Source organism: Serratia sp. 2880STDY5682894, from assembly GCF_001537385.1.
Taxonomy (GTDB): domain Bacteria; phylum Pseudomonadota; class Gammaproteobacteria; order Enterobacterales; family Enterobacteriaceae; genus Serratia; species Serratia nevei.
The window spans coordinates 372,278-398,167 of record NZ_FCJA01000003.1 but is presented as its reverse complement, the minus strand read 5'-3'; the positions used below and the strand labels follow the sequence as shown (position 1 = coordinate 398,167).

27 protein-coding genes are annotated in these 25,890 nt (G+C 59.1%); 9 read left to right on the top strand and 18 right to left on the bottom strand.

Features of this window, described 5'->3' with window-relative positions:
* Window positions 1-60: 60 nt before the first annotated feature.
* Both rimK and AWX27_RS10140 read right to left on the bottom strand, forming a co-directional pair.
* Window positions 61-963: a 30S ribosomal protein S6--L-glutamate ligase gene (gene rimK, locus AWX27_RS10145; protein ID WP_038880682.1), complete on the bottom strand. Its 903-nt coding sequence runs from the start codon at window positions 961-963 to the stop codon at window positions 61-63.
* A 56-nt stretch (window positions 964-1,019) separates the two neighbouring features.
* Window positions 1,020-1,322, bottom strand: a complete 303-nt coding sequence (locus tag AWX27_RS10140) for a YbjC family protein (RefSeq protein ID WP_033646672.1) — start codon at window positions 1,320-1,322, stop codon at window positions 1,020-1,022.
* Window positions 1,323-1,552: 230 nt separating this feature from the next.
* Between AWX27_RS10140 and AWX27_RS10135 the strand changes: the two genes are divergently transcribed.
* Window positions 1,553-1,816, top strand: coding sequence for a GrxA family glutaredoxin (locus AWX27_RS10135; protein ID WP_004938676.1), 264 nt, complete (start codon window positions 1,553-1,555; stop codon window positions 1,814-1,816).
* A gap of 45 nt (window positions 1,817-1,861) precedes the next feature.
* Here the strand turns inward: AWX27_RS10135 and AWX27_RS10130 are convergent, their stop codons facing one another.
* A complete protein-coding gene (locus tag AWX27_RS10130) occupies window positions 1,862-2,251 on the bottom strand; it encodes an inner membrane protein YbjM (protein WP_033637808.1) in 390 nt (129 codons plus the stop codon).
* 293 nt (window positions 2,252-2,544) lie between these two features.
* Between AWX27_RS10130 and AWX27_RS10125 the strand changes: the two genes are divergently transcribed.
* On the top strand, window positions 2,545-4,233 hold the full coding sequence (locus AWX27_RS10125; protein WP_047728000.1) for an aspartate:alanine antiporter: 1,689 nt from the start codon (window positions 2,545-2,547) through the stop codon (window positions 4,231-4,233).
* Window positions 4,234-4,708: 475 nt separating this feature from the next.
* On the opposite strand, the gene AWX27_RS10115 is transcribed toward AWX27_RS10125, so the two are convergent.
* The 7 genes from AWX27_RS10115 to AWX27_RS10085 all read right to left on the bottom strand — a co-directional run bounded on the left by AWX27_RS10115 (window position 4,709) and on the right by AWX27_RS10085 (window position 11,547).
* A complete protein-coding gene (locus tag AWX27_RS10115; RefSeq protein ID WP_060421644.1) occupies window positions 4,709-5,452 on the bottom strand; it encodes an ankyrin repeat domain-containing protein in 744 nt (247 codons plus the stop codon).
* Between the two features lie 89 nt (window positions 5,453-5,541).
* On the bottom strand, window positions 5,542-6,315 hold the full coding sequence (locus AWX27_RS10110; RefSeq protein ID WP_060421641.1) for an ankyrin repeat domain-containing protein: 774 nt from the start codon (window positions 6,313-6,315) through the stop codon (window positions 5,542-5,544).
* A complete protein-coding gene (locus AWX27_RS10105; protein WP_060421637.1) occupies window positions 6,312-7,793 on the bottom strand; it encodes a Tle-like phospholipase domain-containing protein in 1,482 nt (493 codons plus the stop codon). Before AWX27_RS10105 ends, AWX27_RS10110 begins: the two co-directional genes overlap by 4 nt.
* A gap of 381 nt (window positions 7,794-8,174) precedes the next feature.
* Window positions 8,175-8,525 (bottom strand): hypothetical protein, encoded by a 351-nt coding sequence (locus AWX27_RS10100; protein WP_139159301.1) that lies wholly within the window; start codon window positions 8,523-8,525, stop codon window positions 8,175-8,177.
* Window positions 8,526-8,708: 183 nt separating this feature from the next.
* A complete protein-coding gene (locus AWX27_RS10095; protein WP_060421635.1) occupies window positions 8,709-9,401 on the bottom strand; it encodes a beta/alpha barrel domain-containing protein in 693 nt (230 codons plus the stop codon).
* A 32-nt stretch (window positions 9,402-9,433) separates the two neighbouring features.
* Window positions 9,434-10,435 carry a 4-hydroxythreonine-4-phosphate dehydrogenase PdxA gene (gene pdxA, locus AWX27_RS10090; RefSeq protein ID WP_060421630.1) on the bottom strand — a complete coding sequence of 334 codons (1,002 nt, stop codon included), beginning with the start codon at window positions 10,433-10,435 and terminating at the stop codon, window positions 9,434-9,436.
* Window positions 10,432-11,547, bottom strand: coding sequence for a four-carbon acid sugar kinase family protein (locus tag AWX27_RS10085; protein ID WP_060421626.1), 1,116 nt, complete (start codon window positions 11,545-11,547; stop codon window positions 10,432-10,434). The genes pdxA and AWX27_RS10085 overlap by 4 nt, the downstream gene beginning before the upstream one ends.
* 112 nt (window positions 11,548-11,659) lie before the next feature.
* Here AWX27_RS10085 and AWX27_RS10080 point away from each other — a divergent pair, with 112 nt between their 5' ends.
* Window positions 11,660-12,565: a LysR family transcriptional regulator gene (locus AWX27_RS10080; RefSeq protein ID WP_060421622.1), complete on the top strand. Its 906-nt coding sequence runs from the start codon at window positions 11,660-11,662 to the stop codon at window positions 12,563-12,565.
* 55 nt (window positions 12,566-12,620) lie between these two features.
* Here the strand turns inward: AWX27_RS10080 and eco are convergent, their stop codons facing one another.
* The gene (gene eco, locus AWX27_RS10075) at window positions 12,621-13,133 is read right to left on the bottom strand and encodes a serine protease inhibitor ecotin (protein ID WP_049202226.1); all 513 of its coding nucleotides are present in this window, start codon (window positions 13,131-13,133) and stop codon (window positions 12,621-12,623) included.
* Between the two features lie 140 nt (window positions 13,134-13,273).
* Window positions 13,274-14,119 carry a 5'-methylthioadenosine/S-adenosylhomocysteine nucleosidase gene (locus tag AWX27_RS10070; RefSeq protein WP_060421618.1) on the bottom strand — a complete coding sequence of 282 codons (846 nt, stop codon included), beginning with the start codon at window positions 14,117-14,119 and terminating at the stop codon, window positions 13,274-13,276.
* Window positions 14,120-14,266: 147 nt separating this feature from the next.
* Here AWX27_RS10070 and AWX27_RS10065 point away from each other — a divergent pair, with 147 nt between their 5' ends.
* Together AWX27_RS10065 and ybjG are read left to right on the top strand one after the other, a co-directional pair.
* Window positions 14,267-15,001, top strand: a complete 735-nt coding sequence (locus tag AWX27_RS10065) for a phosphatase PAP2 family protein (RefSeq protein ID WP_060421613.1) — start codon at window positions 14,267-14,269, stop codon at window positions 14,999-15,001.
* Between the two features lie 5 nt (window positions 15,002-15,006).
* A complete protein-coding gene (ybjG, locus tag AWX27_RS10060) occupies window positions 15,007-15,612 on the top strand; it encodes an undecaprenyl-diphosphate phosphatase (protein ID WP_060421609.1) in 606 nt (201 codons plus the stop codon).
* A 37-nt stretch (window positions 15,613-15,649) separates the two neighbouring features.
* On the opposite strand, the gene AWX27_RS10055 is transcribed toward ybjG, so the two are convergent.
* Entirely contained in the window at window positions 15,650-16,486 is an 837-nt protein-coding gene (locus AWX27_RS10055) for an aldose epimerase family protein (RefSeq protein WP_060421606.1), read from the bottom strand.
* Window positions 16,487-16,699: 213 nt separating this feature from the next.
* Here AWX27_RS10055 and deoC point away from each other — a divergent pair, with 213 nt between their 5' ends.
* The 4 genes from deoC to AWX27_RS10035 all read left to right on the top strand — a co-directional run bounded on the left by deoC (window position 16,700) and on the right by AWX27_RS10035 (window position 22,036).
* A complete protein-coding gene (deoC, locus tag AWX27_RS10050; RefSeq protein ID WP_038881133.1) occupies window positions 16,700-17,380 on the top strand; it encodes a deoxyribose-phosphate aldolase in 681 nt (226 codons plus the stop codon).
* Window positions 17,381-17,533: 153 nt separating this feature from the next.
* Complete coding sequence (deoR, locus tag AWX27_RS10045; protein WP_060421601.1) at window positions 17,534-18,298, top strand: DNA-binding transcriptional repressor DeoR; 765 nt, start codon at window positions 17,534-17,536, stop codon at window positions 18,296-18,298.
* Between the two features lie 979 nt (window positions 18,299-19,277).
* Window positions 19,278-20,576, top strand: coding sequence for an HAAAP family serine/threonine permease (locus tag AWX27_RS10040; RefSeq protein ID WP_038881129.1), 1,299 nt, complete (start codon window positions 19,278-19,280; stop codon window positions 20,574-20,576).
* Between the two features lie 92 nt (window positions 20,577-20,668).
* The gene (locus AWX27_RS10035; protein WP_025302221.1) at window positions 20,669-22,036 is read left to right on the top strand and encodes an L-serine ammonia-lyase; all 1,368 of its coding nucleotides are present in this window, start codon (window positions 20,669-20,671) and stop codon (window positions 22,034-22,036) included.
* Between the two features lie 54 nt (window positions 22,037-22,090).
* Here the strand turns inward: AWX27_RS10035 and AWX27_RS10030 are convergent, their stop codons facing one another.
* Genes AWX27_RS10030 through AWX27_RS10010 form a run of 5 tightly spaced genes read right to left on the bottom strand, consistent with a single transcriptional unit; the run spans window position 22,091 to window position 25,828 of the window.
* Window positions 22,091-22,756 (bottom strand): response regulator transcription factor, encoded by a 666-nt coding sequence (locus AWX27_RS10030; RefSeq protein WP_060421597.1) that lies wholly within the window; start codon window positions 22,754-22,756, stop codon window positions 22,091-22,093.
* Window positions 22,753-24,141 (bottom strand): FKBP-type peptidyl-prolyl cis-trans isomerase N-terminal domain-containing protein, encoded by a 1,389-nt coding sequence (locus tag AWX27_RS10025; protein WP_060421594.1) that lies wholly within the window; start codon window positions 24,139-24,141, stop codon window positions 22,753-22,755. Before AWX27_RS10025 ends, AWX27_RS10030 begins: the two co-directional genes overlap by 4 nt.
* Window positions 24,138-24,560: a hypothetical protein gene (locus AWX27_RS10020; RefSeq protein WP_060421591.1), complete on the bottom strand. Its 423-nt coding sequence runs from the start codon at window positions 24,558-24,560 to the stop codon at window positions 24,138-24,140. Before AWX27_RS10020 ends, AWX27_RS10025 begins: the two co-directional genes overlap by 4 nt.
* Window positions 24,561-24,584: 24 nt before the next feature.
* A complete protein-coding gene (locus AWX27_RS10015) occupies window positions 24,585-25,139 on the bottom strand; it encodes a fimbrial protein (protein ID WP_060421587.1) in 555 nt (184 codons plus the stop codon).
* A gap of 50 nt (window positions 25,140-25,189) precedes the next feature.
* The gene (locus AWX27_RS10010; RefSeq protein WP_060421584.1) at window positions 25,190-25,828 is read right to left on the bottom strand and encodes a fimbrial protein; all 639 of its coding nucleotides are present in this window, start codon (window positions 25,826-25,828) and stop codon (window positions 25,190-25,192) included.
* Window positions 25,829-25,890 lie beyond the last annotated feature (62 nt).

Below are 25,890 nucleotides of genomic sequence, written 5' to 3'. Positions count from 1 at the left end.
ATGCGGCTTAATTCACTAATTAAGATATTGCTCGGCCAGAAAAGCGCGCCGCCCGCCCCGTCACCCGCCGGATTTCAGGCGAAAGCCAGGCCGGCCGCGCTGCTCGATGTATTCGATCATCATGCCGGCGATGTCCAGCCCGGTGGTGGTTTCCACGCCTTCGAGCCCCGGCGACGCGTTGACCTCCATCACCAGCGGGCCGCGCTCGGCGCGCAGGATATCCACCCCGGCGACGTCCAGCCCCAGCGTGCTCGCCGCTTTCACCGCGATCGCCCGTTCTCTGGCGGTGATGGTCACCTTGCGGGCGGTGCCGCCGCGGTGCAGGTTGGAGCGAAATTCGCCGGGCTTGGCCTGCCGCTCGATGGCGGCCACCACCCGGCCGCCCACCACCAGGCAGCGCACATCGCTGCCCTGCGCTTCGCGTACGTATTCTTGCACCAGGATATGCGCGTTCAGGCCGCGAAAGGCGTCGATCACGCTTTCCGCCGCCTGGCGGGTTTCCGCCAGCACCACGCCGATGCCCTGCGTGCCTTCCACCAGCTTGACCACCAGCGGCGCGCCGCCGACCAGCTCGATCAGATCGCCGGTGTCGTCGGGCGAATGGGCGAAGCCGGTGATCGGCAGATCGATGCCCTGCCGCGCCAACAGCTGCAGCGAACGCAGCTTGTCGCGGGCGCGGGTAATGGCCACGGATTCGTTTAGCGGGTAGCTGCCGAGCAGCTCGAACTGGCGCAGCACCGCCGTGCCGTAAAAGGTGATGGCGGAGCCGATGCGCGGGATCACCGCATCGTAACGCTCCAGTTGGCGGCCGCGATAATGAATGGTCGGCGCCGCCGGATTGATGTTCATATAGCAGGAGAGCGGATCGATGATATCAATGCTGTGCCCGCGATCTTCTGCCGCTTCACGCAGCCGCTTGCATGAGTAGAGCGTTCCGTCGCGAGAAAGAATGGCAATTTTCACTCGTCACCCCAAAAAGACCAACGCCTGCCCGGCAGGCGGGTTAGCGGCCGCGGCGCTCAAGCGCGCGGATCGCTGTCCTGATTATCTTTCGATTGCGGCTTGCGGCGATCGTTTTCCGGCGGCAGACCGCCGCGCATCAGCGGCCCGAAGCCCTGCACCACGCGCCACACCAGAAACGCCGCCGCCGGCACCATCAGCGCCACGCCGAGGAAAATCATGCCGACCGCCGCCTGCTGCGACGCCAGCCAGCCCGGCAGCTGCAGGTGGCCGTGAATGCTGAGGTAGGCCAACACCAGCATCACGATGCCCAGCCCTTCCAACACCAGCACCGGGCGCGGTAAGTCACCGAATGAACGCATATTTTTCTTCTCCAGAAGGTCTGCCCCCAGTGTAGTGAATTCCCGTCGGCGGCGACAGCCCCGGCCGACTAATTGGTTACATGAATCAGATTAACAGGTAATTCCTGCTTTTTTTTCACCGCCTCAACGGGCATAGTAGGCGCCATCTGACGCAGGTAATGACTTTTTCGGTGACGGGATGTCGTTGCGGTAGCGAACAATTTATTGAAAATCCAATTAAGGAGCGTTGCATGTTTGCAGTAATCTTCGGGCGTCCTGGCTGTCCTTATTGTGTCCGCGCTAAAGAACTGGCGGAAAAACTGACTGAAGAACGCGACGATTTCAACTTCCGTTACGTTGACATCCACGCGGAAGGCATCACCAAGGCCGATCTGGAAAAAACCGTCGGCAAACCGGTTGAAACCGTGCCGCAGATCTTCCTGGATGAGAAGCACATCGGCGGTTGCACCGATTTCGAAGCTTACGCCAAAGAACACCTGAACCTGTTCCAGTAAGTTTTTGAACGACAAAGACAAAAAAGGCGCTTAACGCGCCTTTTTTTATTGCCGCTGCCGCCGGTGCAGTTGCTGCAGCGTCTGCAACAGGCCGAGGGCGAACAGCATCAGCATCGCACCGAACACGCACCAGAACACCGCGCTGGTGGCGTACGCCAGCTCCTGCCAGAACGAAGAGGACGGCGTCAGCCAGAAGTGGCGGATCAACAGGCACAGCGGCAGCGCATACAGCGCGCCGAGCAGCGGGCAAAGCAGCCGCTTGCGGCTCGACAGATAGCTGGCGATCGCACCGGGGATCACAAACAGCAGCAGGCCGGTTTCGCCGTGATGCTCATGATCCGTGCTGCCGAACAGGCCGGTTTGCTGGCCGAGAAACACCAGGCTGAACAACAGAAAACAGCTGAGAATGCCCAGCCAATATCTATAACTCGTCATGCGAATTCTCCCCCGCCCAATTACTGCATCAATAGAAATCGGCCCGGCCCCCGAGTGGAGACGCTGAACCGAATTTTTTCCTTGGTCAAAAGAGAGTTAAATGCGCACGGCGGCGCAGGAAATCAGCTTTCTGTGCTGGCTGTCATCGGTCATAGCGTCTAGAATGAACGCCGCCGAACGATGGTTCGCTTCGCCTTACGCTGGTGGTGATTTATGACGTCGTTTTAAGGCTGAATTTATCTCTTATAGTTATCTATATCAAGCACTTACTGGTAAACAATAAGTTATCCTCCGTGAACATAAACGTCGCTAGTTTGTTAAACGGTAACTACATTCTGTTACTGTTCGTGGTACTCGCACTGGGGCTGTGCCTCGGTAAACTCCGTCTGGGCTCCGTCCAACTCGGTAATTCCATTGGCGTTTTGGTGGTTTCGCTGCTGCTCGGCCAGCAACACTTCGCCATTAACACCGAGGCGCTGAATCTCGGCTTTATGCTGTTTATTTTCTGCGTCGGCGTGGAAGCCGGGCCCAACTTTTTCTCGATTTTCTTCCGCGACGGCAAAAACTACCTGATGCTGGCGCTGGTGATGGTCGGCTCGGCGATGGTGCTCGCCATCGGTCTCGGCAAGCTGTTCCACTGGGACATCGGCCTGACCGCCGGCATGCTGGCCGGCTCGATGACTTCGACGCCGGTGCTGGTGGGCGCCGGCGACACGCTGCGCAACACCATCGTCAACGGCCCGGCGCTGCTGGCGGCGCAGGATCATCTGAGCCTCGGCTACGCCCTCACCTACCTGATCGGTCTGGTCAGCCTGATCTTCGGCGCGCGCTACCTGCCGAAGCTGCAGCACCAGGACCTGTCCACCTCTGCCCAGCAGATCGCCCGCGAACGCGGCCTGGACACCGACAGCCAGCGCAAGGTCTACCTGCCGGTGATCCGCGCCTACCGCGTCGGCCCCGAGCTGGTGGCCTGGGCCGACGGCAAGAACCTGCGTGAACTGGGCATCTACCGCCAGACCGGCTGTTACATCGAACGCATCCGCCGCAACGGCATTCTGGCCAACCCGGACGGTGACGCGGTGCTGCAGGTGGGCGACGAGATCTCGCTGGTCGGCTACCCGGACGCCCACGCGCGGCTGGATCCGAGCTTCCGCAACGGCAAGGAAGTGTTCGATCGCGATCTGCTCGACATGCGCATCGTGACCGAAGAGATCGTGGTGAAGAACAGCAACGCGGTGAACAAGCGCCTGAGCCAGCTCAAGCTGACCGACCACGGCTGCTTCCTCAACCGCGTGATCCGCAGCCAGATCGAAATGCCGATCGACGACAGCATCGTGCTCAATAAAGGCGACGTGCTGCAGGTGAGCGGCGACGCGCGCCGGGTGAAGAGCGTAGCGGAGAAGATTGGCTTTATCTCGATCCACAGCCAGGTGACCGACCTGCTGGCGTTCTGCGCCTTCTTCATCATCGGCCTGCTGATCGGCCAGATCACCATTCAGTTCAGTAACTTCTCGTTCGGCATCGGCAACGCCGCCGGCCTGCTGATGTCCGGCATCATGCTCGGCTTCCTGCGCGCCAACCACCCGACCTTCGGCTACATTCCGCAGGGCGCGCTGAACATGGTGAAAGAATTCGGCCTGATGGTGTTTATGGCGGGCGTGGGCCTGAGCGCCGGCGCCGGCATCGGCCACAGCCTGGGCGCGGTCGGCGGCCAGATGCTGATTGCCGGGCTGATCGTCAGCCTGGTGCCGGTGGTTATCTGCTTCCTGTTCGGCGCCTACGTGCTGCGCATGAACCGCGCCCTGCTGTTCGGTGCGATTATGGGCGCCCGCACCTGCGCGCCGGCGATGGAGATCATCAGCGACACCGCACGCAGCAATATCCCGGCGCTGGGCTATGCCGGCACCTACGCCATCGCTAACGTGCTGTTAACGCTGGCGGGTTCACTCATCGTGGTGCTATGGCCGGGGATACTCGGCTGATCGATTAGCGGGAGAGATGGATCGGCGATAAAAATATTTTGATTTTTTTGTTGCCGGCCAGAACTTTCGTTGGGGGCCGCAGTCTGAATTAGTGCCACTGCTTTTCTTTGATGTCCCCATTTTGTGGAGCCCGATAATCCCGCCTTTTAGGTTCAAGATTATCGGGTTTTTTGTTGCCTGAAACAGCCCGCAATACCTGCTGTCGCTGCCTCGTCGTCAGACATAAAGCATCCTGCCTCTGGGTGTCGCTTACGCCAGCATCCCCATCAATGTGCAGGTTTCAAAATAGAAACGCTGCTTGTGGGTTCGCCACTGTTCGGTGGCGCCAAAAACGGCTCTTAACAGCACCCCACTCTCGTCACCACCGGCTGGGTGCTCTTTGATGGCACATCCCATCATCTTCCTGTATGTCATCATGTCATGGTACTGCACTGGGGGAAGTGCCGGCATTGTCCCCCATGAGAGTCGAGACCATCTAATTCACCTGTTTTATTTTTTCTTTAATTTTAATTAGCTTTTTTATGTACGCATTGCTCTTATCACCTTTGGCTATTTCCGCAGAAATCAGAGAAAGGAAGCTGTCATTAAAGTCATCTTTGGCTAAGGGGTTAGCGCCATGAGCCAAAAGAACCTCAATGTGCTCAGGGCAGCTGTTATACAGCGCATTAATTAATGGCATTCGGCTCATAGCGCCTTTGATATTAACATCAGCTTTGTATGCAATTAATATCTTTAATGTTTCGGTGTTCGCCGCATCAAAACTTTCAAATATAATGGGTTGATTATGAACCTTATCTCTGGCATTTGGAGAGAGCCCGCCCTCTAACATAGCTTGTATCCATACGCCTTTATTCGCCTTCATAACAAATTCAGCTGGGCTACTCCCCCCCTCAGCTCTTGGCTGCAGTGGGTCTGCTCCCGCCTTGACCAGAGCCGTAATGATCTTGAGCCGCTCTGGCGTGTTCTTGTCAAAGATAGCGTTATTTATCGCCCAGAATAATAACGTCATCTCCGCCTTGGCCGGCCGATTTAACGTTTCTTTGCTTACCGTCGGTAAAACCTTATCCAGCTTTTGCCTGTCACCCTCGTAGATGATCTTGGCGATGTCCAGCTGCTTACCTTCAAAGTAATCCTGTGGTTGTAGATCCCTACCTTGTTCGCATCCCTGCATCATGAGCATCGACAGCAACATGATAATGATAAGAGTGCTGTGCCTCATGCCATCTCCATTTTTAACATAACCACGGCCCAACTTTGCTTTATTACCGTATCAGTATCCCTCTACACCCTTGGGATACTGAGAATGGCTTATTTACTGACAGGAGCAGGCGGCCATTTCCCGCCACGCTTAATTAGCTCGTCTCTGATGCGCTCAAGAGACTCTTTCGCCTCACTGCCGTCCTGACTCCTATTAATCAGCCGTTGCAGTTGATTACCCATCGTCCAACCCGAGTTGCCTCTTATATCGCTATCGGCACCTTTTTCTAAAAGAAGAATGACGTGGTCATAGGAGTGATAGTCTAAAGCATCGATGAGCAGCGTATCACCCAGTGAATTTCTTATATTTATATCAGCACCATGCTCCAACATGACCTCTAATGTTTCTGTGTTTTTTGCAAAGATGCTATTAAATATAATGGGTTGATTATGAACCTTATCCCTAGCATTTGGAGAAAGCCCGCCCTCTAACATAGCCTGTATCCAGATACCTTTATCCGCTTTCATAACAAATTCAGCTGGGCTACCTGGCGTGTTGGGTTGAGGCTGTAAAGGATCTGCGCCGGCTTTTACCAAATCAGTGATAATTTTCAGCCTTTCAGGTGTGGTTTTATCATAGATGGCATTGTTTATTGCCCAGAACAATAAGGTCATTTCTTCCTTAGCTGGACGATTTAAGATCTCTTTGTTTACTGATGATAACTGTTTATCCAACTGCGGCCTGTCACCATCATAAATGGCTTTGGCAATGTCCAATTGCTGACCGTCAAAATAATCCTGCGGTTGTAAATCCATACCTTTTTCGCACCCCTGCATGATGAGCGTAGACACTACCATCGTGATAATGAGAATAAGTTTTTTCATATTCTTCCCTTGATTGTGGCAATGTCATCGTCTTTTTCATTTTCAATGCATTGTATCGCCTGGTCTATACCGTGCTTATCCAGCAGTGAGCCTGTTCCACCGGAAAGCGTGTGTTTTACTCCCACGGCGTCAGGCGCCAACATGGACAACCGTTCTTTCGCCATCACCGCCGGCGGATAAAATTTGAGGTCTTTGGCATCCTCCCACAAATCAACCTCCTGCAGCTTGGTCAACAGCTCCCCTTTCACGCGATACGCCTGAATATTATCGACACTGCCTATTATAGAGCCGCCGTATTTTTCTACGGTTCCCGCATGCAATCCAGCGGCATTAAACGTCCAAGCTGGCTTGCCGCTGGCCATGGAGGCAGCAGACGCCATGCCACCGCCTAATGAGTGACCTGCAACGTCGATATTGGATACCTTTGAAATTTTATCGCCAATACCAACCGCTTTTTTGTAGTATTCAGAATTAAGCCCTATTCCCTGAGCACCGTTGTTTTTCCAGTCACTGAGATTTTTAATGCCTGATAAGTCACCCCTTATTAAGGCTTTTTGGGTTGCGCGGCTTATTCCCTCCGGGAATTCTGGTGCCCGCGATCCGCGGAATACCACCGTCGGGTTCATCGCCTTGCCAAAGACACTTTCGTCTGGCTGATAAACTCGGGCTAAAAAGTCAGGATTCATTGGTTTGTCATAAAGCATGTTACTGCTCAAACCAAGCCGGCCCAGCACCCCATCATTGTTACTGATGTCCTTCCAGCCCTCAGGGATGTCTATCGTGTCCTTGAGTGGGTTAGTGGTCTTGTAAACATTCTCAGCCAACTTCGCCTTTTCGACCGCGACGTTGTTCTCCGCCAATCGCTGTGCCGCCATGCGCGCATCCGGGTAAATGCTGCGGTTGCCTCGCCCTATCAGGTATTGGCGTTCTTGCCAGCGCTCTGCCTTGGTCATCGGACGGATGGCCTGTACCGTGGCGGCAACGGTTGCCACTGCGGTAGCGATGGCTTGCTGCAGAGGGGGATTCCGGGTCGTATTCTGCCTCGCCGGCAGCACCGTCGGTTTTGCCCGCCGGCCATAGCGGCTGACCATTTCTTCATAGCGGGCGATCACGCGCCCTGTAGGATAAAAGGCAGGAAGAGAGCTGCCGGGATAGCGCTGTAATCGGCCTTCCGCGTCGACGTAAAACGCGTATTTGGTCGGCGTCCAGGCACCTATTTCCTCATCAATCGCCAGCAAACCGCCCCGATTGAGATCATCGAACACGCTGCGCTTCACAATCGCGTCCTCACGATAACCGGTGACGCCAATACCGGATTGAGTATTGCGGGTTATGGAATACCGGCTGCTTATCGATATGCCGGCTGCGCCGCCGAACAGATAATGCCGTTCCAGCTCATGGCACGCTTGTGTCGGGGTGAGTATCCGGGAGAAACTTTCCGGCGCCGTGTGTTCAGAAAAGAGAGAGAGCAGCTTCATACGGCACCAGTCCGTACGTCGCTTCCCTGAGGCGGCGTTCCGGCCCCTTTCCTTGTCACCTCGCCGAGATTTAGCGAACGATAACGCATTGGATATCCTTATCTTGCAGGTCACTGCATGTCCGTGAATGTTCGAAAAACTAGCACAATTCAGCAAAGATTGCTTTGTTGTCTTGCTGTTCACACCGTAACACCCGGTGGAGGAAATCCATGCAATGGCGTTTTTCGGCAGCGGCATCTGGCATACGCCATAGGAAAATAAATCTCAGATAAAAGCCTGGCGGAAAATCAGAAGGGATATAGAGAAAAAGAAAAATGGCACACCCGACGTTGCTGGGCTGCTTTTGCTGCGCCGGCCACAGGCCGGCGCAGCAATGCCCGTTTAGAACCGCTGTTTGATAGGTTCATCACTGTTCAGATTACCGTTGGCCTGCGCTTCCCCGCAGGTGGTGGGGCCAAAGGCCACCACTTTGCCGTCGCTGTTTCTGAAGCCGACGTAGAACGGCGTCACGGTGCCGTTCGGCAAGCGGTGGTTATAGTCGTGGCACACGCCCTGGCCGTTCAGCGTCGGCCGGGTGGCGATCGGCGCGCCGAAATCCCGGCTGACCGAGCGCTTGTCGGCGCCGACGTGAAAGGCCTCGGCGATCTTTTGATCGCGCAGCAGGCTGAAGGTATCGCAGCCGGTTAACAACAGGCTCACCGCCACAACGGTACTCCCTAACCCTTTATTCATTTTTCACTCCCTCTATATATATTGAATCTGGCGGCAATTACGCTGTTTTGCCGGGTAAATGTCGGCGAGCGCCCAAGGGCGTGCCTGCTCGCTAGAGCATTAAAAAGAGAAGCCATACAAATTAATGATTCAACGAATGAGATAACCGCCCCATCGCCGTGGAAAGAACCGAATGGAGACGCGTTACAGTTTGCGGATCACATTGCCAATCAGGCATTTCACGGCGTTGAGTTGCGCCGTCAGCCCCGGCTTGTCGGCGGGAAACACGCCGTCGAGCGCCGCGGTACCGACGGTGAAGCCAACCGCATTGCCCGTCACCACGGCGGCGATGCGATCTTCGCGGTCGATAGACCCGGCGATATAAACCGGTTTGTCGACCGCATCGCACACCCGCCGAATCAACGTCGGCACGTCGCCGGCAAAGCGGTAGGCCAGCAGATCCAGCCCTGTCACGCCCGGTAAAGCGGCGCGCTGGCGGGCGCTGGCGACAATATCGTCAATGTCACCTTCCAGCACGCTGGGGTGGCCGCTGATGCGGCCGGCAAACGGATAGTAGCGCAGGCCAGACTGACGAATGATCGGCAGCACGCTTTCCGGCCGCGTTCCCCCCATCAATACATCAACGCCCAACGCCAGCGCCGCACGCGCCGAATTCATCTCGCTGTCCTCATCCAGGCTAACCACTTCCAGATAAGCGGTGGCGCCACCGGCGTGGATCGCCTGCGCCAACTGTTTGAGTTGATCCAGCGGCAGGCCGATATCCTTAAAGCCGATATGCTTCACGCCGGCAGCCAGCACCTCTGGTAGCCGCGCTTGCGCATCGGGCACCGTGCTGTCGTTGCGCGTCAGCATGAAAATAAACTCGGGTGTGTGCATGGTGTTTCCTTATTGTCTTCAGGTGATATGAGTTATTGGGCGTGCAACATTTTTTCCGCCTGCCGGAAGGCGTACAGCAGGCTGGCGTGTTCCGCCCGTCCGCTGCCCGCGATATCGAACGCCGTACCGTGGTCGACCGAGGTGCGGATAAACGGCAGGCCGACGGTGACGTTAACGCCGTGATCCACCCCGAGATATTTCACCGGGATCAGGCCCTGGTCGTGATATTGGGCGACCACGATGTCGAACTCCCCGCGCCGGGCGCGCATGAAAACGGTATCGCCGGGCCAGGGGCCGCTGACGTCCAACCCCTGTTCCCGCGCCAGGGCGATGGCAGGCACGATGACGTCAAGATCTTCGCGGCCGAACAGGCCATTCTCCCCGGCATGCGGATTCAGGCCGGCCACCGCAATGCGCGGTTTCGCAATGCCCAGCGCCCGACAGGCCGTTTGCGCCAGATGAAACGCGCGCAGTTCGTTTTCCACGGTCGCCGCGTCGATGGCGTCCCGTAGCGAAACGTGAATGGAAACCAGGATCACCCGCAGCTCGTCGTTGGCCAGCATCATGGCGAAGTCCGGGGTGCCCGAGCGCGCCGCCAGGATCTCGGTGTGCCCCGGATAATCGATCCCCGCCAGGCGCATAGCCTCCTTGTTCAGCGGCGCGGTGACGATGCCGGCGATACGCCCCGCCAACGCCAGATCGATGGCGGCAACCACCCAGGCATAAGACGCCGCGCCCGCGCGCTTATCGAGCCTGCCGAGGGGCAAGTCCGCCGGCAGCGCAACGCCGGCGGAATAGACGGCGGTTTCTCCCCGCATCCAGGCTTCGTCCCATCCCGCCAGCGAGGCGGGCAGCTCGCGGAGGTGCAGCGTCAGCCCCAGACTGGCCGCCGCGCGCGCCAGGGCACCGGCATCGCCAATCACCACATAAGGCGTGCTCAACCGCTCTTTGGCCGCCAGTTTGGCGATGATCTCCGGCCCGATGCCGGCGGGATCGCCCATGGTTATCGCCAGCGGCAAGGTGGAAAGGGTCATCGTTTTTCTCCTTCTCGGTCAGCGCGCAACCGGGTTACGCAGTTCAACAACGTACCGGCCCGGCCAAAACCGCCCGCCTTGGTGGCGAACGGCAGCCTGCGGCCCGGCAGATTTAACAACCCGAAAGGCACGCCGGGTTCCACCTCACCGAACAACGTCAATGAGCCGGCCGCCATGGCGTCGACGATGCGCCGCGCGGTATCGCCGCCGGTCGCCACCAGCCCGTCGAAGGCGGGCGTGCAACGGCTGACGACCGCGCCCAGCGCAGCGGCATGATCCGCCGCGGCCGCTCGCGACCGGGGCGACATCAGGCAAACCACATCGGCACGCGCAAACGCCGCTCGCACCTCTTGCGCTATCGCCTCGAGATCGGCCGCTTCCGGCAGCGTGACAAGCACCGCGCCCGCCTGCCGCAGGCTTGCCAGCTGGGCGTCATTCGCCGGATGCAGGCTGCCAATCGCCACCAGCACCTTGCGGGCTCGCAGCGGCGGTTGAGCGGGCGGCGCGTTCTCCTCCGAGGACAACGCGCGCGACAGCGCCGCCGCCAGGCCTGGCGATCCCACCCACACCACCGGTTCGGCAATGCCGATCCGCCTCACGACCTCATCCAGCTCGCCGTTGTCTGCGGCGTCGAATACCTGAAAGCGCGTCGGCTCCAGCCCCGCCATGCGCTCCATGACGTAGCCGGTGACGATCGGGTTCTTCGGATCGCGCGCAAAGGCGGTCTGCTCCAGCGCGACGCCGTCGACGTATTGCCGGCCGCCCACCGTGGTGCGGCCGGCATCCGGGAAGGCCGGCGCGACGATGGCGAGACGGCGCCCGCTGCCCGTCAGCGCCCCGCGCGTTTCCGGCCCCAGATTGCCGCGCAGCGTGGAATCCACCGTTTTGTAGATGAGGCGCGCCGGTTTCACGCAGGCGGCGGCATGGCGAAAACGCCGCTCCGCCTGCTCCGGCGAAACGAAGCGGGAATCTAAATCGAAGGCGACGATCTCCGCGTCCTGCAACGCGGCATCGGGCAGGCGCAGCATGACGCAGGCATTCAGTCCGCGTGCGGCGAACGGGGCCGCGCCGTCGAGCGCGCTGGTAAGATCATCGGCGAGAATGGCAATCATCGCAGTTACCCGTAAGTGGAAAGTGATGCACACTTTGGCGGATTTGGCTGGCAATAAAAAACGATTTGCGTAGTATCGATGATTGACAAAAACTCAATCAAAAGGGGGCGCAGTGCGTCAACGAAGATTGCCTAACCTGGCGGTATTGCGGGCTTTCGAAGCTACGGTGCGGTACGGCAGCGTGTCGAAAGCCGCCAAATCTCTCAACGTCACCGACGGCGCCGTCAGCCGCGCGGTGCGCGAATTCGAGCAGACCCTGGGATTCGCGCTGTTTCAACGCACCAGCCGCATGGTGCACCCGACGCCGCAGGCGCAAGAGCTGGCGAGCGAGATCGGCCGGGGGCTGGACAACCTGCAGTCGGCGATCGACCGCGCCTGTCGGCATCATCAGAATCGCCCGTTGGTGATCTCCTGCGAGCCGACCTTTCTGATCCGCTGGCTGATCCCGCGTCTGGCCGGTTTGCAGCAGGCGGTGGGGAAAGAACGCGATCTGCAGCTGGTCTCCGCCGGCGGCGCCGTCGCCTTCTCGCGTGAAGGCATCGATCTGGCGATCCGCCGCAACGATTTCCCGATCGCCGACGACGTGGTCGCCCGCCCGTTCCTCAAAGAACGGGTCGGCCCGGTATGCCGCCGGGAGCATGCCGCGGCGGGGCATGAACTGCGCGGTACCCTGCTCCACACCGAGACGCGCCCGTATGCCTGGCGCGACTGGTGTGCCCACAGCGGCATCGAGATCCGGCCGGGCAACGAGCTGCGTTTCGAACATTTCTATCTCAGCCTGCAGGCGGCGGTCGCCGGTGCCGGTATCGGCATCGGCCCATTGGCGCTGGTGGCGGATGATATCGTCAACGGCGCGCTGGTGGCGCCATATGGCTTTGCGCCTGACGGGACGGATTACGTGCTGATGACCCAGGCCGACGGCCAGGAGGATGCGATCTTCTCAACGGTGTTGGATTGGCTGATCGCCATGGGGGAAGAAACCGAACGGGCGGTGTTGGCGAGCGAAGGGAAAGCATAACGGGGAAAAGTCTCCGCCTGCCGCGCACGGCAAGCGGAGTGGCGTCAGGCGGCGATTACTTCTGTTCGGCCTGGCTTACGGTATCTTCGGCTTTCCAGATGCGATATTTCACTTCCGCGTCTTTCGGCGCGTACACCACGATCGGCAGACGGCTGTTGTAGCGCTGCATCGCGGCATCACCCAGGTTGGCGGCGATGAATTGCTTGGTCTTGGTGTTGTCCGGGCAGCCCATCAGCGTGGAGGCCGGATCGGACAGCTTCTCCAGCACCAGGTAGTCATAGCCCCAGCCGGAGAGGGTTTTGGTCTCCAGCGTGCCGCCAATCATGTGGCGGTTGCAGTCCACTTCCAGCGTCTTGCCGATCAGCAGTTCCACCTTGTAGTTCTCTTCGTGCTCTTGCTTCGGCAGGTAGATCACCTGGCGGTTCATGCCCTTCTCGGCTTTCGGGTAAGGCGCGATCTTTTCCAGCGGCTGTTTGCTGATATCCGCATCATCGCCAGAGGTCGCCGCCATGGCGCCGGCGGAAACGGCCATCAGCAGGCCAGAAAATACAACGGATGCCTTGTTCATGTTTTATCCCTACACGTTGTCAAATAATCCGCCTATAAACTAATACACTACAGCCAAGCCCGCCACAGGTTTAATCTTCTTTACAATAGGCGATCAATAGTGACAATCGCCTGATATCGCCGATTAACCGGAGCAATGACTCAGCGTTTCTTCAGGTTGGCAACATAGGCCTTCACCACCTGATAGACATAATCCTGGCATGCCAGCCCGGTTTGCGGATCGTACTTGCCCTGATTGGTGATGTTGTTGGACAACACGCGAATGCCGACGAACGGCACCTTGAACTCGGCGGCGATCTGCGCGGCGGAGGCGGTCTCCATCTCTTCGACCGACGTCAGGTAGCTGTCGTGGAAATAGCGAATGCGATCCAGCTCGCTGTTCCATACGTCGGCCGAGCCGATCACCCCTTCCACGACCTTGCCCTGTCGGTAATCGCCCTTAACGCTTTGCGCAATCGCCAGCAGGTTGGGGTCGGCGGGAAACTGACGCAGGCTGTGCGCCTTTTTGTCCTCGCCGGCGCTGCCTTTGGAAGCCAACAGATCCATCGGCTGCCACTGCCGCGAGTCGCTGCCTTCCCCCAACGCCTTGGCCGGCGTTTTGAACGCCCCGAGATTGACCGAATATTTGCCCAACACGATGTCATATACTTTCAGTGCCGGATCATGGCCGCCGGCGGTACCCTGGTTGATGATCGCCACCGGGTGAAACTGCGTGGCGGCGATCGCCGTGGCCGCCGCGGCGTTGGACATGCCCTTCAGCGTCTCCGACACCACCACCGGGTAGCCGTCTACGGTGCCGTGCCAAAAGCGCCAGCCGCCGATCTGCTCCTCGCGCGGGTTTTCCAACCGCTGGGCAAAACGTTCCGCCTCCACCGGCATGGCGCCCTGCACCACGATCGGCCCGGCGGCCGCAGGTTGGCCAAAGCTCAGCGGAGAAAAGGCCGCACCGGCAGCCGCCAACAGTAAGACACGCGCTTTATTCTGCATCACCACATTCTCATCCCGAAAAAAAGCAAACGATTACCTTAGCCGAAGGCGGTGGCCTCGGATAGGGTTTTCTTACCGGTGGACTAAGGTTTTCTTAAGACAGAATTATTACAGTGGCGTTATTCAATCCTGCCACCGAGCCTGCGCGTGAATCCAGAATCGTCATTAAATCAATCCTCAACGGCACCGCAAATTAAGACAACCGCCCTTTACTCCCTGCCGGCATCCTTTTACCGTTGGCAGGTTTTTGGCCTGCTGATCAGCGGCCTGCTGTTCCTGTGGCTCTCCCGCAACGAACAGCTGGACTGGGCGATCAGCAACTTTTGGTACGATCCCGCCAGCGGGCATTTCCCGTGGCAAAACAATTATTGGCTGGATCTGATCAACCACCGCCTGCTGAAGCAAATAGTGATCGTCGGGGCGGTGCTGACGCTGTTTTGGGGCATCTATCGCCGCAGCGCGCGCCTGATCGTGACCATGCTGTTGATCGGGATCGGCCCGTTGGTGGTGGGCATTCTCAAGGCCACCAGCGCGCACTCCTGCCCGTGGGATCTGATCGAGTACGGCGGCAAGGCGATGTCCTTCCCGCTGTTCGGCGCGGTACCGCCGCTGCCGGGCCCCGGCCGCTGCTTCCCCGGCGGGCACGCCTCAAGCGGTTTCGCGGTCATGGCGTTGTTTTTCCTGTTTTATCCGCAGCGTCCGCGCCTGGCCTGGTGGTGCTGGTGCGGCGGCATTGCGCTCGGTATGCTGATGGGCTTTGGCCAGATCATGCGCGGCGCCCATTTTCTTACCCATAACCTGTGGGCGGGTTGGTGGGTTTGGTTAAGCCAGTTGGCTATTTATTGGACGGTTAGCGGCTATTGGCGCCGCAAGACGAGGTAACGGTTATGGAACAGTTGAACCATTTTCTTTTCGCCTGGATCAATGCGACCCCGGCGTCTCCCGAGTGGATGATCGATTTCGCCACCTTTTTGGCGCGCGATCTGATCATCATCGTGCCGCTGCTGATCGTCGGCCTGTGGCTGTGGGGGCCGCAAAGCCAGCTGGTTTCGCAGCGCCAGGTGGTGGCGAAAACCACTATCGCTCTGCTGTTCGCCATGCTCGCCGCCGCCACCATCGGCGCGCTGCTGCCGCATGAGCGCCCGTTCGTCGCCGGCGTTGGCTATACCTTCCTGGCACATGCGCCGGACAGCTCGTTCCCGAGCGATCACGGCACCGCCATCTTTACCTTTGCGCTGGCGTTTCTGTTCTGGCACCGGGTCTGGTCCGGCGTGCTGCTGATGATCGTCGCCGTCGGCATCGCCTGGTCACGCGTTTACCTCGGCGTGCACTGGCCGCTGGATATGGTCGGCGGTTTCCTGCTCGGCCTGGTCGGCTGTCTGTTCGCCCAGCTGGTGTGGAATCTGTTCGGCGATGTCATCGCCGACAAGCTGTCGCGCCTGTATCGTTTCCTGTTCGCCTTCGCCATTCGCCGTGGCTGGGTGAAAGAGTAACTGCACAACATGACCGGGGCGTTACCGCCCCGTTATTTCACACCACGCCGGTGGTCACGCAAAACGCCCGCGTTTTTCCCGCCCCCAGCATCATTCCCGCCTCTTCCTCCAGCGCATTCGGGCGACAGTTCGCCGGCTGGATAAAAGCCAGCAGCCGCCGGTTGCCCTGAACGGCGATGCGCCGCAGGCCATAGTTGAATTGCCCGGTAGCGAAGCGCGTCACATAGCGTCGGCCTTGCGGCGCCAGCATAAAGAACTCGGCCTGATCCACATAGCGCGACAGATCGTCGGAGCACAGCAGTTCCTGCCCGAGCGCATCCCCCAACAGCGCCGGCGCCGGCAGGTTCTGACGGAATACCGCGTCGGGAATGCAGCCGTAGTTGAGGCGACACACATAGCGCAGCGGCTGCGGCCGCTCGTCCAGGTTGGTGACCGTCATTTCAATGGCGAACTGCGCGCTCTGCGCCGCCAGACGCAGCGCCGGGCCGATGCGCCAACGCCCACCCGCCCGCTCCCCCTCGCCGTGCAACGTCAGCTCATCGCCCGCCAGTTGGAGCCACACGCGTTGCATCTGCAGCGGCTCACCGTCCTGATTCGGCCAGGCAGGGCAGAACGCGGCATCGTCAGCGCGCTTTCTTCCGGCACCCTTTACGCTGCGGCGGCCCGACTTCAGCGAATAACCGTCAAACTCGGCGTCCCAGATCGCGAGGCCCTGATACGGTAAAACCGTCAGTGCGCCACGATGATTCGCCAACGTCAGCATCGGCCCGCGTTCTGTGCAGCGATGCGTGCTCACCGCGAAATCCGCATTACGGAACAGTTCCTGCCGATGCGCCCCGAAAGCTTCAGGAGCCAGATCGATGTTGATCTTCATCTTTTTTCCCTCGACGTTGCGCCCGCGCAGGCCGCGAGCCCTTAAATGTTATTTAAATAACAAATGAAACGCCTTTAAGTTATACCTATAACAGCCTGATAGCGACGATCGGATCGACATTTTTTAAACATCACTAGGTTTATCGGCATCTGAATGTTATTATTTTCACATTACCCATCCCGCTTACTGTCTTAACCTCACTAAGGAATCGCGATGACCACCGAAACCATCGATTACGCCAGCTATGTTGACCACACCCTGCTGGCGATGGACGCCACCGAACTGCAGATCGCCAAACTGTGCGAAGAAGCGCAGCAGCACAACTTCTATGCGGTATGCGTCAACTCCGGCTACGTGCCGCTGGCAGCCCAGCTGCTGCAAGAAAGCACCGTAAAAGTCTGCTCGGTGATCGGTTTCCCGCTGGGTGCCGGCCTGACCGTCGCCAAAGCCTTTGAAGCCAAAGCGGCAATCGCCGCCGGCGCACAAGAGATCGATATGGTGATCAACGTCGGCTGGTTGAAAAGCGGCCTGTTGGACGAAGTGAAAGCCGACATCGCCGCCGTGCGCGAGGTTTGCGCGGCGATCCCGTTGAAGGTAATATTGGAAACCTGCCTGCTCAGCGATGCGCAGATCGTCCAGGTTTGTGAAATGTGTCGCGAACTCGATGTGGCCTTCGTGAAAACCTCCACCGGCTTCAGCACCGGCGGCGCTCGGGAAGAGCACGTCAAACTGATGCGCGAGACCGTGGGCAGCGAAATGGGCGTGAAAGCTTCCGGCGCCGTGCGCGATCGCGCCACCGCCGAGAAGATGATCAACGCCGGCGCCACGCGTATCGGCACCAGCTCCGGCGTCGCCATCGTTTCCGGCGCCCAGCCGGCGGCGGGCAGCTACTGATCGTCGGCATGCCCTGACGGGCACAGCCAATACACTCCGATGCGGGACAATACGGGCGGCCAAGGCGGCCCGATATTGCCCCGCATTGTTGTGTTTAGCGCCGGACACGCCGGCACGCCCTTTTACCTCTACTACCTGTGGGAAGACGGACCTATGGAAACGCGGCGCGAAGAACGTATCAACCGGCTAGTTCAGGCGTTAAAACGCGCTGACAAGATCCACCTGAAAGAAGCCGCCGTGCTGCTGGGGGTCTCGGAGATGACCATTCGCCGCGATCTGAGCGCCGAACCGGCGGCGGTGGTGCTGCTCGGCGGCTATGTGGTGACCGATCCGCGCAGCAACGGCGTGACCAACTACTTCGTTTCCGATCAAAAAGCCAAGCAGGTGACGGAGAAACGGCGTATCGGCCTGCTGGCGGCCCCGTTGATCAATGAAAACGACACGGTGTTTTTCGACTGCGGCACCACTACCCCGGCGATCATCGACGCCATCGCCGACGAGCTGACCTTCACCGCCGTCTGTCATTCGCTGAACACCTTCCTGGCGCTGCAAGACAAACCTAACTGCAAGGTGGTCCTGTGCGGCGGTGAGTTCAAGCCGAACAACTACATCTTTTCCAGCGTCAGCGGCCGTAACGAGCTCGATCACATCTGCCCGAACATCGCCTTTATCTCCGCCGCCGGCCTCAGCCTGCAGCACGGCGCCACCTGCTTCAACTTCGACGAGCTGGAGATGAAGCATCGCGCCATGGCGATGGCGCAGCAAAAGATCCTGGTGGCAGACCACAGCAAGTTCGGCAAAACCAAACCGGCCTGCATCGGCCCCCTGACGCAGTTCGATCGGGTGATCAGCGACCGCCAACCGGACGCCGACTTCATGGCGTTCTTCAACGACAACGCCATCGCTACCCGCTATTAGTCCGCCTTCTGCGCCGTCGAAACCGACGGCGCACCGTTGCAATCCCCTTCTTTTCCCGCCCGAAAATGAACAAATAATGCGCAATCGATTCGCGTTTTTCGCTTATCCGCACGCAACATCAGGTTAATAAAATGCAACAGATCACCCGAGTGATTATTTTCTCGCAGGCTAAACCGGCTGTCGGCTGCGTGAATTAACGACTATTTATGGCTTTTATATGATAAATCGCGCCAAAGGCCGGGATGTTTAAATAAACGGCGGTTTAAGCGATTGCAGCAAATCTCGCCAATACCTGTTAGTTATCTGTTATTTATATGATGAATGGTTACGCATTTTTATCCGCTAACCACGTAAGTAATTTCCCTTCGTTATTAGCGGTGATTTTTAACAAAAAACCATTAAAAACAAATATATGAATTGAATTTTACTTAAAAATACAATGTGATCTACGTCACTAAAACTGCTTAATCCGGGTTTTTCGCTAGATCCAAAACCACGCATAAAATATATTGCTCGGCTTGCTGCTGAGCACAGCGCTTTATCCGGCTAATTATTGTACAAACCGCATAATCGCAGAAATCTTTATGAGAGCGTTCTCAGCACAAAATCTTACACAAATGTGCAACAAATGCGCGAAAAATCGATAAAAAAGCCGATAACTGCACATATTGCGCATTTGAGAGCAGGATCACGGTTGTTTCTACTGTAAATCGTTATCTTGCCGCCAACAAAAATCGATAGGCAAAGACCTGTCGGCAGCGGTAACGACTTTTATCACCCGTGACGGTGAAAAGTCTTTAGTGAATTACCCGGCGCTGTGCCTTGGTAATGAACGCAATAAACAACCAGGGGGACGCCAAAACATCCCCGCAAGCAACACCTGATTCTTACCGCAAGCGTTGCCTGAATAGGACGTTTGACGGTTTAACCTTAAGTTTTGCCTTTTAATTTTAAATTCGTGTTCACTTCGGAGATATTTATGGACACTACACAGACCGGCACAATTGCCTCTGCGGCCTCGGGCTCCAGCAGTACCTGGCGTAAAACGGATACCATGTGGATGTTGGGCCTGTACGGCACCGCCATCGGCGCAGGCGTCCTGTTCTTGCCAATCAACGCCGGTATCGGCGGTTTGATTCCTCTGATCATCATGGCCATCATCGCTTTCCCGATGACCTTCTTTGCCCACCGCGGCCTGTGCCGTTTCGTTCTGTCCGGCAAAAATCCCGGTGAAGACATCACCGCCGTGGTAGAAGAGCACTTCGGCATCACCGCCGGTAAGCTGATTACCCTGCTGTACTTCTTCGCCATCTACCCGATTCTGCTGGTTTACAGCGTGGCGATCACCAACACCGTCGACAGCTTCATCACCCACCAGTTGGGCATGACATCGCCACCGCGCGCCATCCTGTCGCTGATCCTGATCGTCGGCCTGATGACCATCGTGCGCTTCGGCGAGCAGGCCATCGTGAAAACCATGAGCATCCTGGTCTTCCCGTTTGTCGCGGTGCTGATGCTGCTGGCGGTGTATCTGATCCCTAACTGGACCGGCGCCATCTTCGAAAACGTGTCGCTGTCCGGCAGCGGTACCGGCATGGGCCACGGCCTGATCATGACCCTGTGGCTGGCGATCCCGGTAATGGTGTTCTCCTTCAACCACTCGCCGATCATCTCCGCCTTCGCCGTCGCCAAACGCGAAGAGTACGGCGCAGACGCCGAGAAAAAATGCTCCCGCATTCTGGCTTATGCACACATCATGATGGTGCTGACCGTGATGTTCTTCGTGTTCAGCTGCGTGCTGAGCCTGACGCCGGAAAACCTGGCGGAAGCCAAGGCGCAGAACATCTCGATTCTGTCTTACCTGGCTAACCACTTTAACAACCCGATGATCGCGTACATCGCGCCGGTTATCGCCTTCGTCGCCATCACCAAATCGTTCCTGGGCCACTACCTGGGCGCCCGTGAAGGCTTCAACGGCCTGGTTGCCAAGTCGATGAAGAGCCGCGGCAAAACCGTCAGCACCGCCAAGCTGAACCGCATGACCGCAATCTTCATGCTGGTGACCACCTGGATCGTCGCCACCCTGAACCCAAGCATCCTGGGCATGATCGAAACCCTGGGCGGCCCAATCATCGCCATGCTGCTGTTCCTGATGCCGATGTATGCCATCCGTAAAGTGCCTGCCATGCGCAAGTACAGCGGCCACATCAGCAACGTGTTCGTGGTTGTGATGGGTCTGATCGCCATCTCTGCAATCGTGTTCAGCCTGCTCGGCTAATCACGTCCGGCCGGCGCCGCTGCGCGCCGGCCCTCCCGCACTCCCCCATTTCCCGTATTCACCGCCTGAAACCTGAAGAAGGAGGCGAGACCATGGTCAGCGTTTTCGATATTTTCAAAATTGGCATCGGCCCATCCAGTTCCCACACCGTTGGCCCGATGAAAGCCGGCAAACAGTTCGTCGACGATCTGATCGCCCACCAGCAGTTGCAGGACACTACCCGCGTGGTGGTCGACGTGTACGGTTCGCTGTCGTTGACCGGTAAAGGCCACCACACCGATATCGCCATCATCATGGGCCTGGCCGGCAACCTGCCGCACGACGTGGACATCGACAGCATTCCGGGCTTTATCCGCGACGTCGAACAGCGCGGCCGCCTGCCGCTGGCCAACGGCCATCACGAGGTGGATTTCCCGCTGCACGGCGGCATGAACTTCCACAGCGACAACCTGCCGCTGCACGAAAACGGCATGCGCATCCGCGCCTTCGCCGGTGAACGCCTGCTGCACAGCAAAACCTATTACTCGATCGGTGGCGGTTTCATCGTTGACGAAGAGCACTTCGGCCAGTCCGCCGAGGGTGCCACGCCGGTGCCCTACCCGTTCAAATCGGCGCACGATCTGCAGCAGCATTGCAAAGACACCGGGCTGTCGTTGTCCGGCCTGGTGATGCAGAACGAGCTGGCGCTGCGCAGCAAGGCGGATATCGACGCGCACTTCGCCGACGTCTGGCAGGTGATGAGCGCCGGTATCGAACGCGGCATCAACACCGAAGGCTTGCTGCCCGGCCCGATGAAAGTGCCGCGCCGCGCCGCCGCGCTGCGCCGCATTCTGGTGACCGGCGACAAGAACAATATCGACCCGATGAACGTGGTCGATTGGATCAACATGTTCGCACTGGCGGTCAACGAAGAGAACGCCGCCGGTGGCCGCGTGGTCACCGCGCCGACCAACGGCGCCTGCGGCATCATCCCTGCGGTGCTGGCTTACTACGACAAGTTCATCCGTCCGGTAAACGCCAATTCCTACACCCGCTACTTCCTGGCGTCCGGGGTGATTGGCGCGCTGTACAAGATGAACGCCTCGATCTCCGGCGCCGAAGTGGGTTGTCAGGGGGAAGTGGGCGTAGCCTGCTCGATGGCGGCGGCCGGGTTGACCGAGCTGCTGGGCGGCAGCCCGGCGCAGGTGTGCATCGCGGCGGAGATCGCCATGGAGCACCATTTGGGGCTGACCTGCGATCCGCTCGCCGGCCAGGTTCAGGTGCCCTGCATCGAACGCAACGCCATTTCCGCCGTCAAGGCGGTCAACGCCGCGCGCATGGCGATGCGCCGCACCAGCGAACCGCGAGTTTGTCTGGATAAGGTGATCGAAACCATGTACGAAACCGGCAAAGACATGAACGCCAAATACCGCGAAACCTCCCAGGGCGGGCTGGCGATCAAGGTCGTGGCCTGCAATTGACCGCCACGGCGAATCACTAAAGGCGCCGGCCGTTCCGATCTGGCCGGCGCCGTTTCAATGCCGCTCTTTCCCTGCCGCAACGCCCGGCTGAATGCCGGCTCGAGCCCCCACGGCGCCGGGACGGGCGCTGTGCCGCAGCCAACCGTAAAGTTCGGCATTACGCCGGAATCCCATCTTGCGCATAACGCTCATCTTGTGATTGCTGACGGTTTTCACGCTGATGTCCAGCATCCGCGCAATTTGCGTCACCCCCATCTCCCGCGTCATGCAGCGCATGATCTCCTGTTCCCGCAGCGTCAGGCCTCGGTGCTGACATACGCAGTTCATGCCACAACCCGGCCTACCCGGCCATTTGCTGCGCCGCTCCAGTTCGGCGCTCACCTGATACAATGCCGATACCAGCGGCGTATCGTGGTAAATGACGCCGGCCTCCAGCGAGCATCGGGTGCCGACGGTGCGTTTATGCCGCCCCTCCGGCGTTCGCAACGAGAAATACAGCGTTTTGCGCCCTGCGGCCTGCGCCTCAAAGAAGTGACAAAAGCAGCTTTGCACGCCAGGAGGAAAATAGCAGAACACCAGATCGGCTTCGTGAACCTGCTGCGTATCCAGTAACAGCGTGCGCTTGCCGTAAGTGCTGAAATGCAGCGCCAGGGCCTCCTGCCAACCGGCGCTGAAGTAACGGTTTTCATCAAATAGCGCGATTTTTATCATGGTGTTCATCCCTGCCCTCCCGCCGTTCCGGCTTCCCGTTTAACCGCCTGGGCCCCCTTTGTCGGAGCCTGACTGTTGTCGATGCGTAATTCATAAATCATGGTGGCGTTAGGTGGCACTTTCGGCGGGTAGCCGGTTTCGCCGTAGGCCAGCGCCGGCGGCACGACCATCGTCAGCGAACCGTGGTTATGCAGATGGCTTATCGCCTCCCTGAACAGCGGCGGATACTCGGACAGCGGTTGCGACAGCACCTTGCCGCTCAGCTCCATATCCTGGATCACCGTGCCGTCGGTCAATTTCTCCTTCACGACCACATCGACCACCGCCGTTGGCACCAGCACGCCCTCCCCGGCGTAATCCACCCGATACCAAAAGCCCATCGCCGACTGCTTTACGCCCTTTTGTTGACTGAACTGCGCCAGATAATCTTCATCACGCCGCCGCTGTTCGTTAACGCGTTTCTCACGCGCGGCCATGGCGGCGGCATCCGCCTGCGCCGTCAGCGTATTCAGTTCATCCGGCGGCAGCTGCAAACGCCCCGACACGCTATCGATGACGCCCGCCAACAGGCTGTCGCGGTCCACCGGTACGCCCCAGCTTTGACGCTCCGTCACTACCCCCTGAATATCCCGCCCCAGCGCACTGCCCGCCGCATAGGACAAACGCTTGCGTTCATCCTTCAACTGCTCCGGCGTCACCTCCCATTGCAGCCGCTTATGCAGCGCCAACAGCGCTTCGCGCGCCTGCTGGGTCACTTTCTGCTCATCGGCCCGCTTCTGCTCACTCGCCTCCAGCGCGGTACGCAGAGTGTGCAGTTCCTCCTGGTGCTCGCGCTGGCGTTGTGCAAGCGTCTGTGCCGATGCCTGCGCAGCGGACTCCAGCTCGGTGACGCGCCGTTCGGCCTGCATCGCCGTCGCTTTGGTTTTGGCGGTTTCCTGCGTCGCCTGCCGCAGCAGCGCCTCGGCGCGCTGCGCATCGGGCGAGCCGCGCCAGGCGGCGCCCAGCCCGGCGATCCACTGCTGCAGCGTTGACGAATCGGGCAACGTCGCGACGGGTGGTGCCGCTTTCTCCGCCCGCAGCGCGGCGAGTTCCTGGCGCAACACCGTCAGTTCCATTCGCTGGCGCGCCAGCTGTTGGTCACGCGCCAATAATTCCTGGCTCAGCGTAAAAGCTTTGGCCGGGGAACCAGGCTGGTGGGTATCCGACGGACGCTTTGCCGGCTCACGCTTTTTTTGCCCCGCCCCGCGGTCGGCGGGCGCCGCGTTTTCGCTCGCCGGCCCGGTGTTCTGCCGTTGATACTGCTCGGCAAACTGCAGCAGCGCCGGCACGCCGTCGTCCGCCTGCGCGACGCCGGTGAACAGCAGAGCCGCACAGCCCAGCAGGCGCAGCCTCATTTAACCTGCTCCCCGCGATCCGCCAAGCCGGTCAACACCGCCTGATTCACCCCGGCGCACAGATAGTTGACCTTGTAGCGATACAGCGCATCCACCGTCTCCTGCGTGTCGCCGTTTACCCGTGCGCGCAAGTTGGCGTACTGCGAAGCGCCGCTCATCAGGCTGTCGAAGGCCTGTTTATAGCGCTGATATTGTTTCTCGTCGATCGTGTGCAATGCACCCAGTTGCTCCTGGCACTGCTGCAGCTGCTCAGCCTCACGCTGCTTGCGCAAAGCCTCTTCTGACGGAGCTTGCACAGCCTGATTTTTGGTGTTCACAGCCGGCTTGCCCGACTTTTGGTTTTGACAGGCGGCGGCGCTCAACGCCAACAGGCACAGCAGACCCATGCGCAGGGCGCGATTGAGGGGCTTTATCATCATTGCGTTTTTTGTCCTTGTAGACGCTTATTCATATTCCAACGTAAAAGTGGCCACCGCGCTGAAGGTGCCGCGGCCGATGGACTTCGTTTGGATGGCCTCCGGCTCCCCCTGCACATAGGCCTGCAGCGTGAGCGTGGTGTTACCGGCATTCAGGCGGAATTTATCGCTGGCGCGATTGAGCGGCAGCGCCTTGCCGGTGCTGTCCTCCAGCCCGATGCCGATCCCCGAGGCCAGGCTGCCGGCATCCAGCGCCAACAGGCCGGGCAGCTTAGCGTCCTCGGTGCCGGTAAACGTGATGGCCACCGTATTGCCCAGGCTGAGATCGCACTCGGTCAGGTGCAACGCGAAGCTTTGGCTATGGGTACGGGTGTTCAGATACAGGTATTTGTCGACGATGGTGCCGAAATCCAGTTGGATATCCTCATCTCCCGGCTGAATGACGCACGGCTCGGCTACCAGCGTACCGTGAAAGCGCATGTTTTCCGCCGCAGTCGCCGGCGGCGCCATCATGCCGGCCGCCATGACCATGCCTGCCCCCAACAGCGCGCTCCGGCGCCGGTTCGTCTCTGTCGCGCGCATGTCGCCACTCCCTTTGGTTGTGCTTGCGCCGGTCCGACGCAAGCGGCGTATTAGTCGTAATAAAGGCGGAAATCGATCGCCGCACGGTAGGCGCCGGCGCTCAGCGTCGCCGGGGTTCGCACCGGCGTCACCGTATACGTCAGGGTGTTTTGCCCCGGCGTCAGCAAGATCGGTTTGTTACGCGCGCCGAGGCGCACCGGCAGGCCGCTGGCATCCGCCAACTGCAGCCCCAAGCCAGTGACGCCTGCCACCCTGACCAAACCCGGCGCGTCGTTATCCGCCGGCGCGGCAAACGCCACGGACACCGCGGGCTGGCTGCCGCTCCAGGCCAGAACCCCGGTCCAGGCGTCGCGGTTGCTCGCCGGTGCCCGCAGACAGTCTTTCAGCGTCAGCTCAAACGCCACCGGCGTGCCGCGATCGCCCGGGCGCTGGAAGTGCGCCGTTCCTGTCTCCCCCAGCCACACCTCCTGACGAGCGGTGGTCATTTCCAGACTGCAGGCGCTTTCCGTCAACGCGCCGTAGACGTGGAGCGTGCCGTTCGCCCCCTCCACGTCCCAGTTGTCCACCGCGCGGGCCGGCGGCATCAGCATCAGCATCGTGCCCGCCGTCAGCGGTACCATCAGCGCGGCCAACACCGTCAGGCCGATAGTGCGTCGCTGATGACGTTCATAGGCCTTTCCCAACAGCATGGGGATCTTTCGTTGCATGATTCGTTCACTCCGCTGTGTTCACTCTGTCTTCCCTGCCTGCG

Excerpts from the sequence above, each read along its gene's own strand:
- ybjG (WP_060421609.1), top strand. The coding sequence starts at position 15,007 with ATGGAACAGTTGAACCATTTTCTTTTCGCCTGGATCAATGCGACCCCG.
- pdxA (WP_060421630.1), bottom strand. The coding sequence starts at position 10,435 with ATGACCCTTTCCACCTTGCCGCTGGCGATAACCATGGGCGATCCCGCC.
- AWX27_RS10115 (WP_060421644.1), bottom strand. The coding sequence starts at position 5,452 with ATGAGGCACAGCACTCTTATCATTATCATGTTGCTGTCGATGCTCATG.
- AWX27_RS10140 (WP_033646672.1), bottom strand. The coding sequence starts at position 1,322 with ATGCGTTCATTCGGTGACTTACCGCGCCCGGTGCTGGTGTTGGAAGGG.
- AWX27_RS10040 (WP_038881129.1), top strand. The coding sequence starts at position 19,278 with ATGGACACTACACAGACCGGCACAATTGCCTCTGCGGCCTCGGGCTCC.
- AWX27_RS10135 (WP_004938676.1), top strand. The coding sequence starts at position 1,553 with ATGTTTGCAGTAATCTTCGGGCGTCCTGGCTGTCCTTATTGTGTCCGC.
- AWX27_RS10055 (WP_060421606.1), bottom strand. The coding sequence starts at position 16,486 with ATGAAGATCAACATCGATCTGGCTCCTGAAGCTTTCGGGGCGCATCGG.
- AWX27_RS10085 (WP_060421626.1), bottom strand. The coding sequence starts at position 11,547 with ATGATTGCCATTCTCGCCGATGATCTTACCAGCGCGCTCGACGGCGCG.
- AWX27_RS10035 (WP_025302221.1), top strand. The coding sequence starts at position 20,669 with ATGGTCAGCGTTTTCGATATTTTCAAAATTGGCATCGGCCCATCCAGT.
- AWX27_RS10025 (WP_060421594.1), bottom strand. The coding sequence starts at position 24,141 with ATGAGGCTGCGCCTGCTGGGCTGTGCGGCTCTGCTGTTCACCGGCGTC.
- AWX27_RS10105 (WP_060421637.1), bottom strand. The coding sequence starts at position 7,793 with ATGAAGCTGCTCTCTCTCTTTTCTGAACACACGGCGCCGGAAAGTTTC.
- AWX27_RS10100 (WP_139159301.1), bottom strand. The coding sequence starts at position 8,525 with ATGAATAAAGGGTTAGGGAGTACCGTTGTGGCGGTGAGCCTGTTGTTA.
- AWX27_RS10095 (WP_060421635.1), bottom strand. The coding sequence starts at position 9,401 with ATGCACACACCCGAGTTTATTTTCATGCTGACGCGCAACGACAGCACG.
- deoC (WP_038881133.1), top strand. The coding sequence starts at position 16,700 with ATGACCACCGAAACCATCGATTACGCCAGCTATGTTGACCACACCCTG.
- AWX27_RS10020 (WP_060421591.1), bottom strand. The coding sequence starts at position 24,560 with ATGATGATAAAGCCCCTCAATCGCGCCCTGCGCATGGGTCTGCTGTGC.
- AWX27_RS10030 (WP_060421597.1), bottom strand. The coding sequence starts at position 22,756 with ATGAACACCATGATAAAAATCGCGCTATTTGATGAAAACCGTTACTTC.
- AWX27_RS10010 (WP_060421584.1), bottom strand. The coding sequence starts at position 25,828 with ATGCTGTTGGGAAAGGCCTATGAACGTCATCAGCGACGCACTATCGGC.
- AWX27_RS10130 (WP_033637808.1), bottom strand. The coding sequence starts at position 2,251 with ATGACGAGTTATAGATATTGGCTGGGCATTCTCAGCTGTTTTCTGTTG.
- AWX27_RS10070 (WP_060421618.1), bottom strand. The coding sequence starts at position 14,119 with ATGCAGAATAAAGCGCGTGTCTTACTGTTGGCGGCTGCCGGTGCGGCC.
- deoR (WP_060421601.1), top strand. The coding sequence starts at position 17,534 with ATGGAAACGCGGCGCGAAGAACGTATCAACCGGCTAGTTCAGGCGTTA.
- AWX27_RS10110 (WP_060421641.1), bottom strand. The coding sequence starts at position 6,315 with ATGAAAAAACTTATTCTCATTATCACGATGGTAGTGTCTACGCTCATC.
- eco (WP_049202226.1), bottom strand. The coding sequence starts at position 13,133 with ATGAACAAGGCATCCGTTGTATTTTCTGGCCTGCTGATGGCCGTTTCC.
- AWX27_RS10015 (WP_060421587.1), bottom strand. The coding sequence starts at position 25,139 with ATGCGCGCGACAGAGACGAACCGGCGCCGGAGCGCGCTGTTGGGGGCA.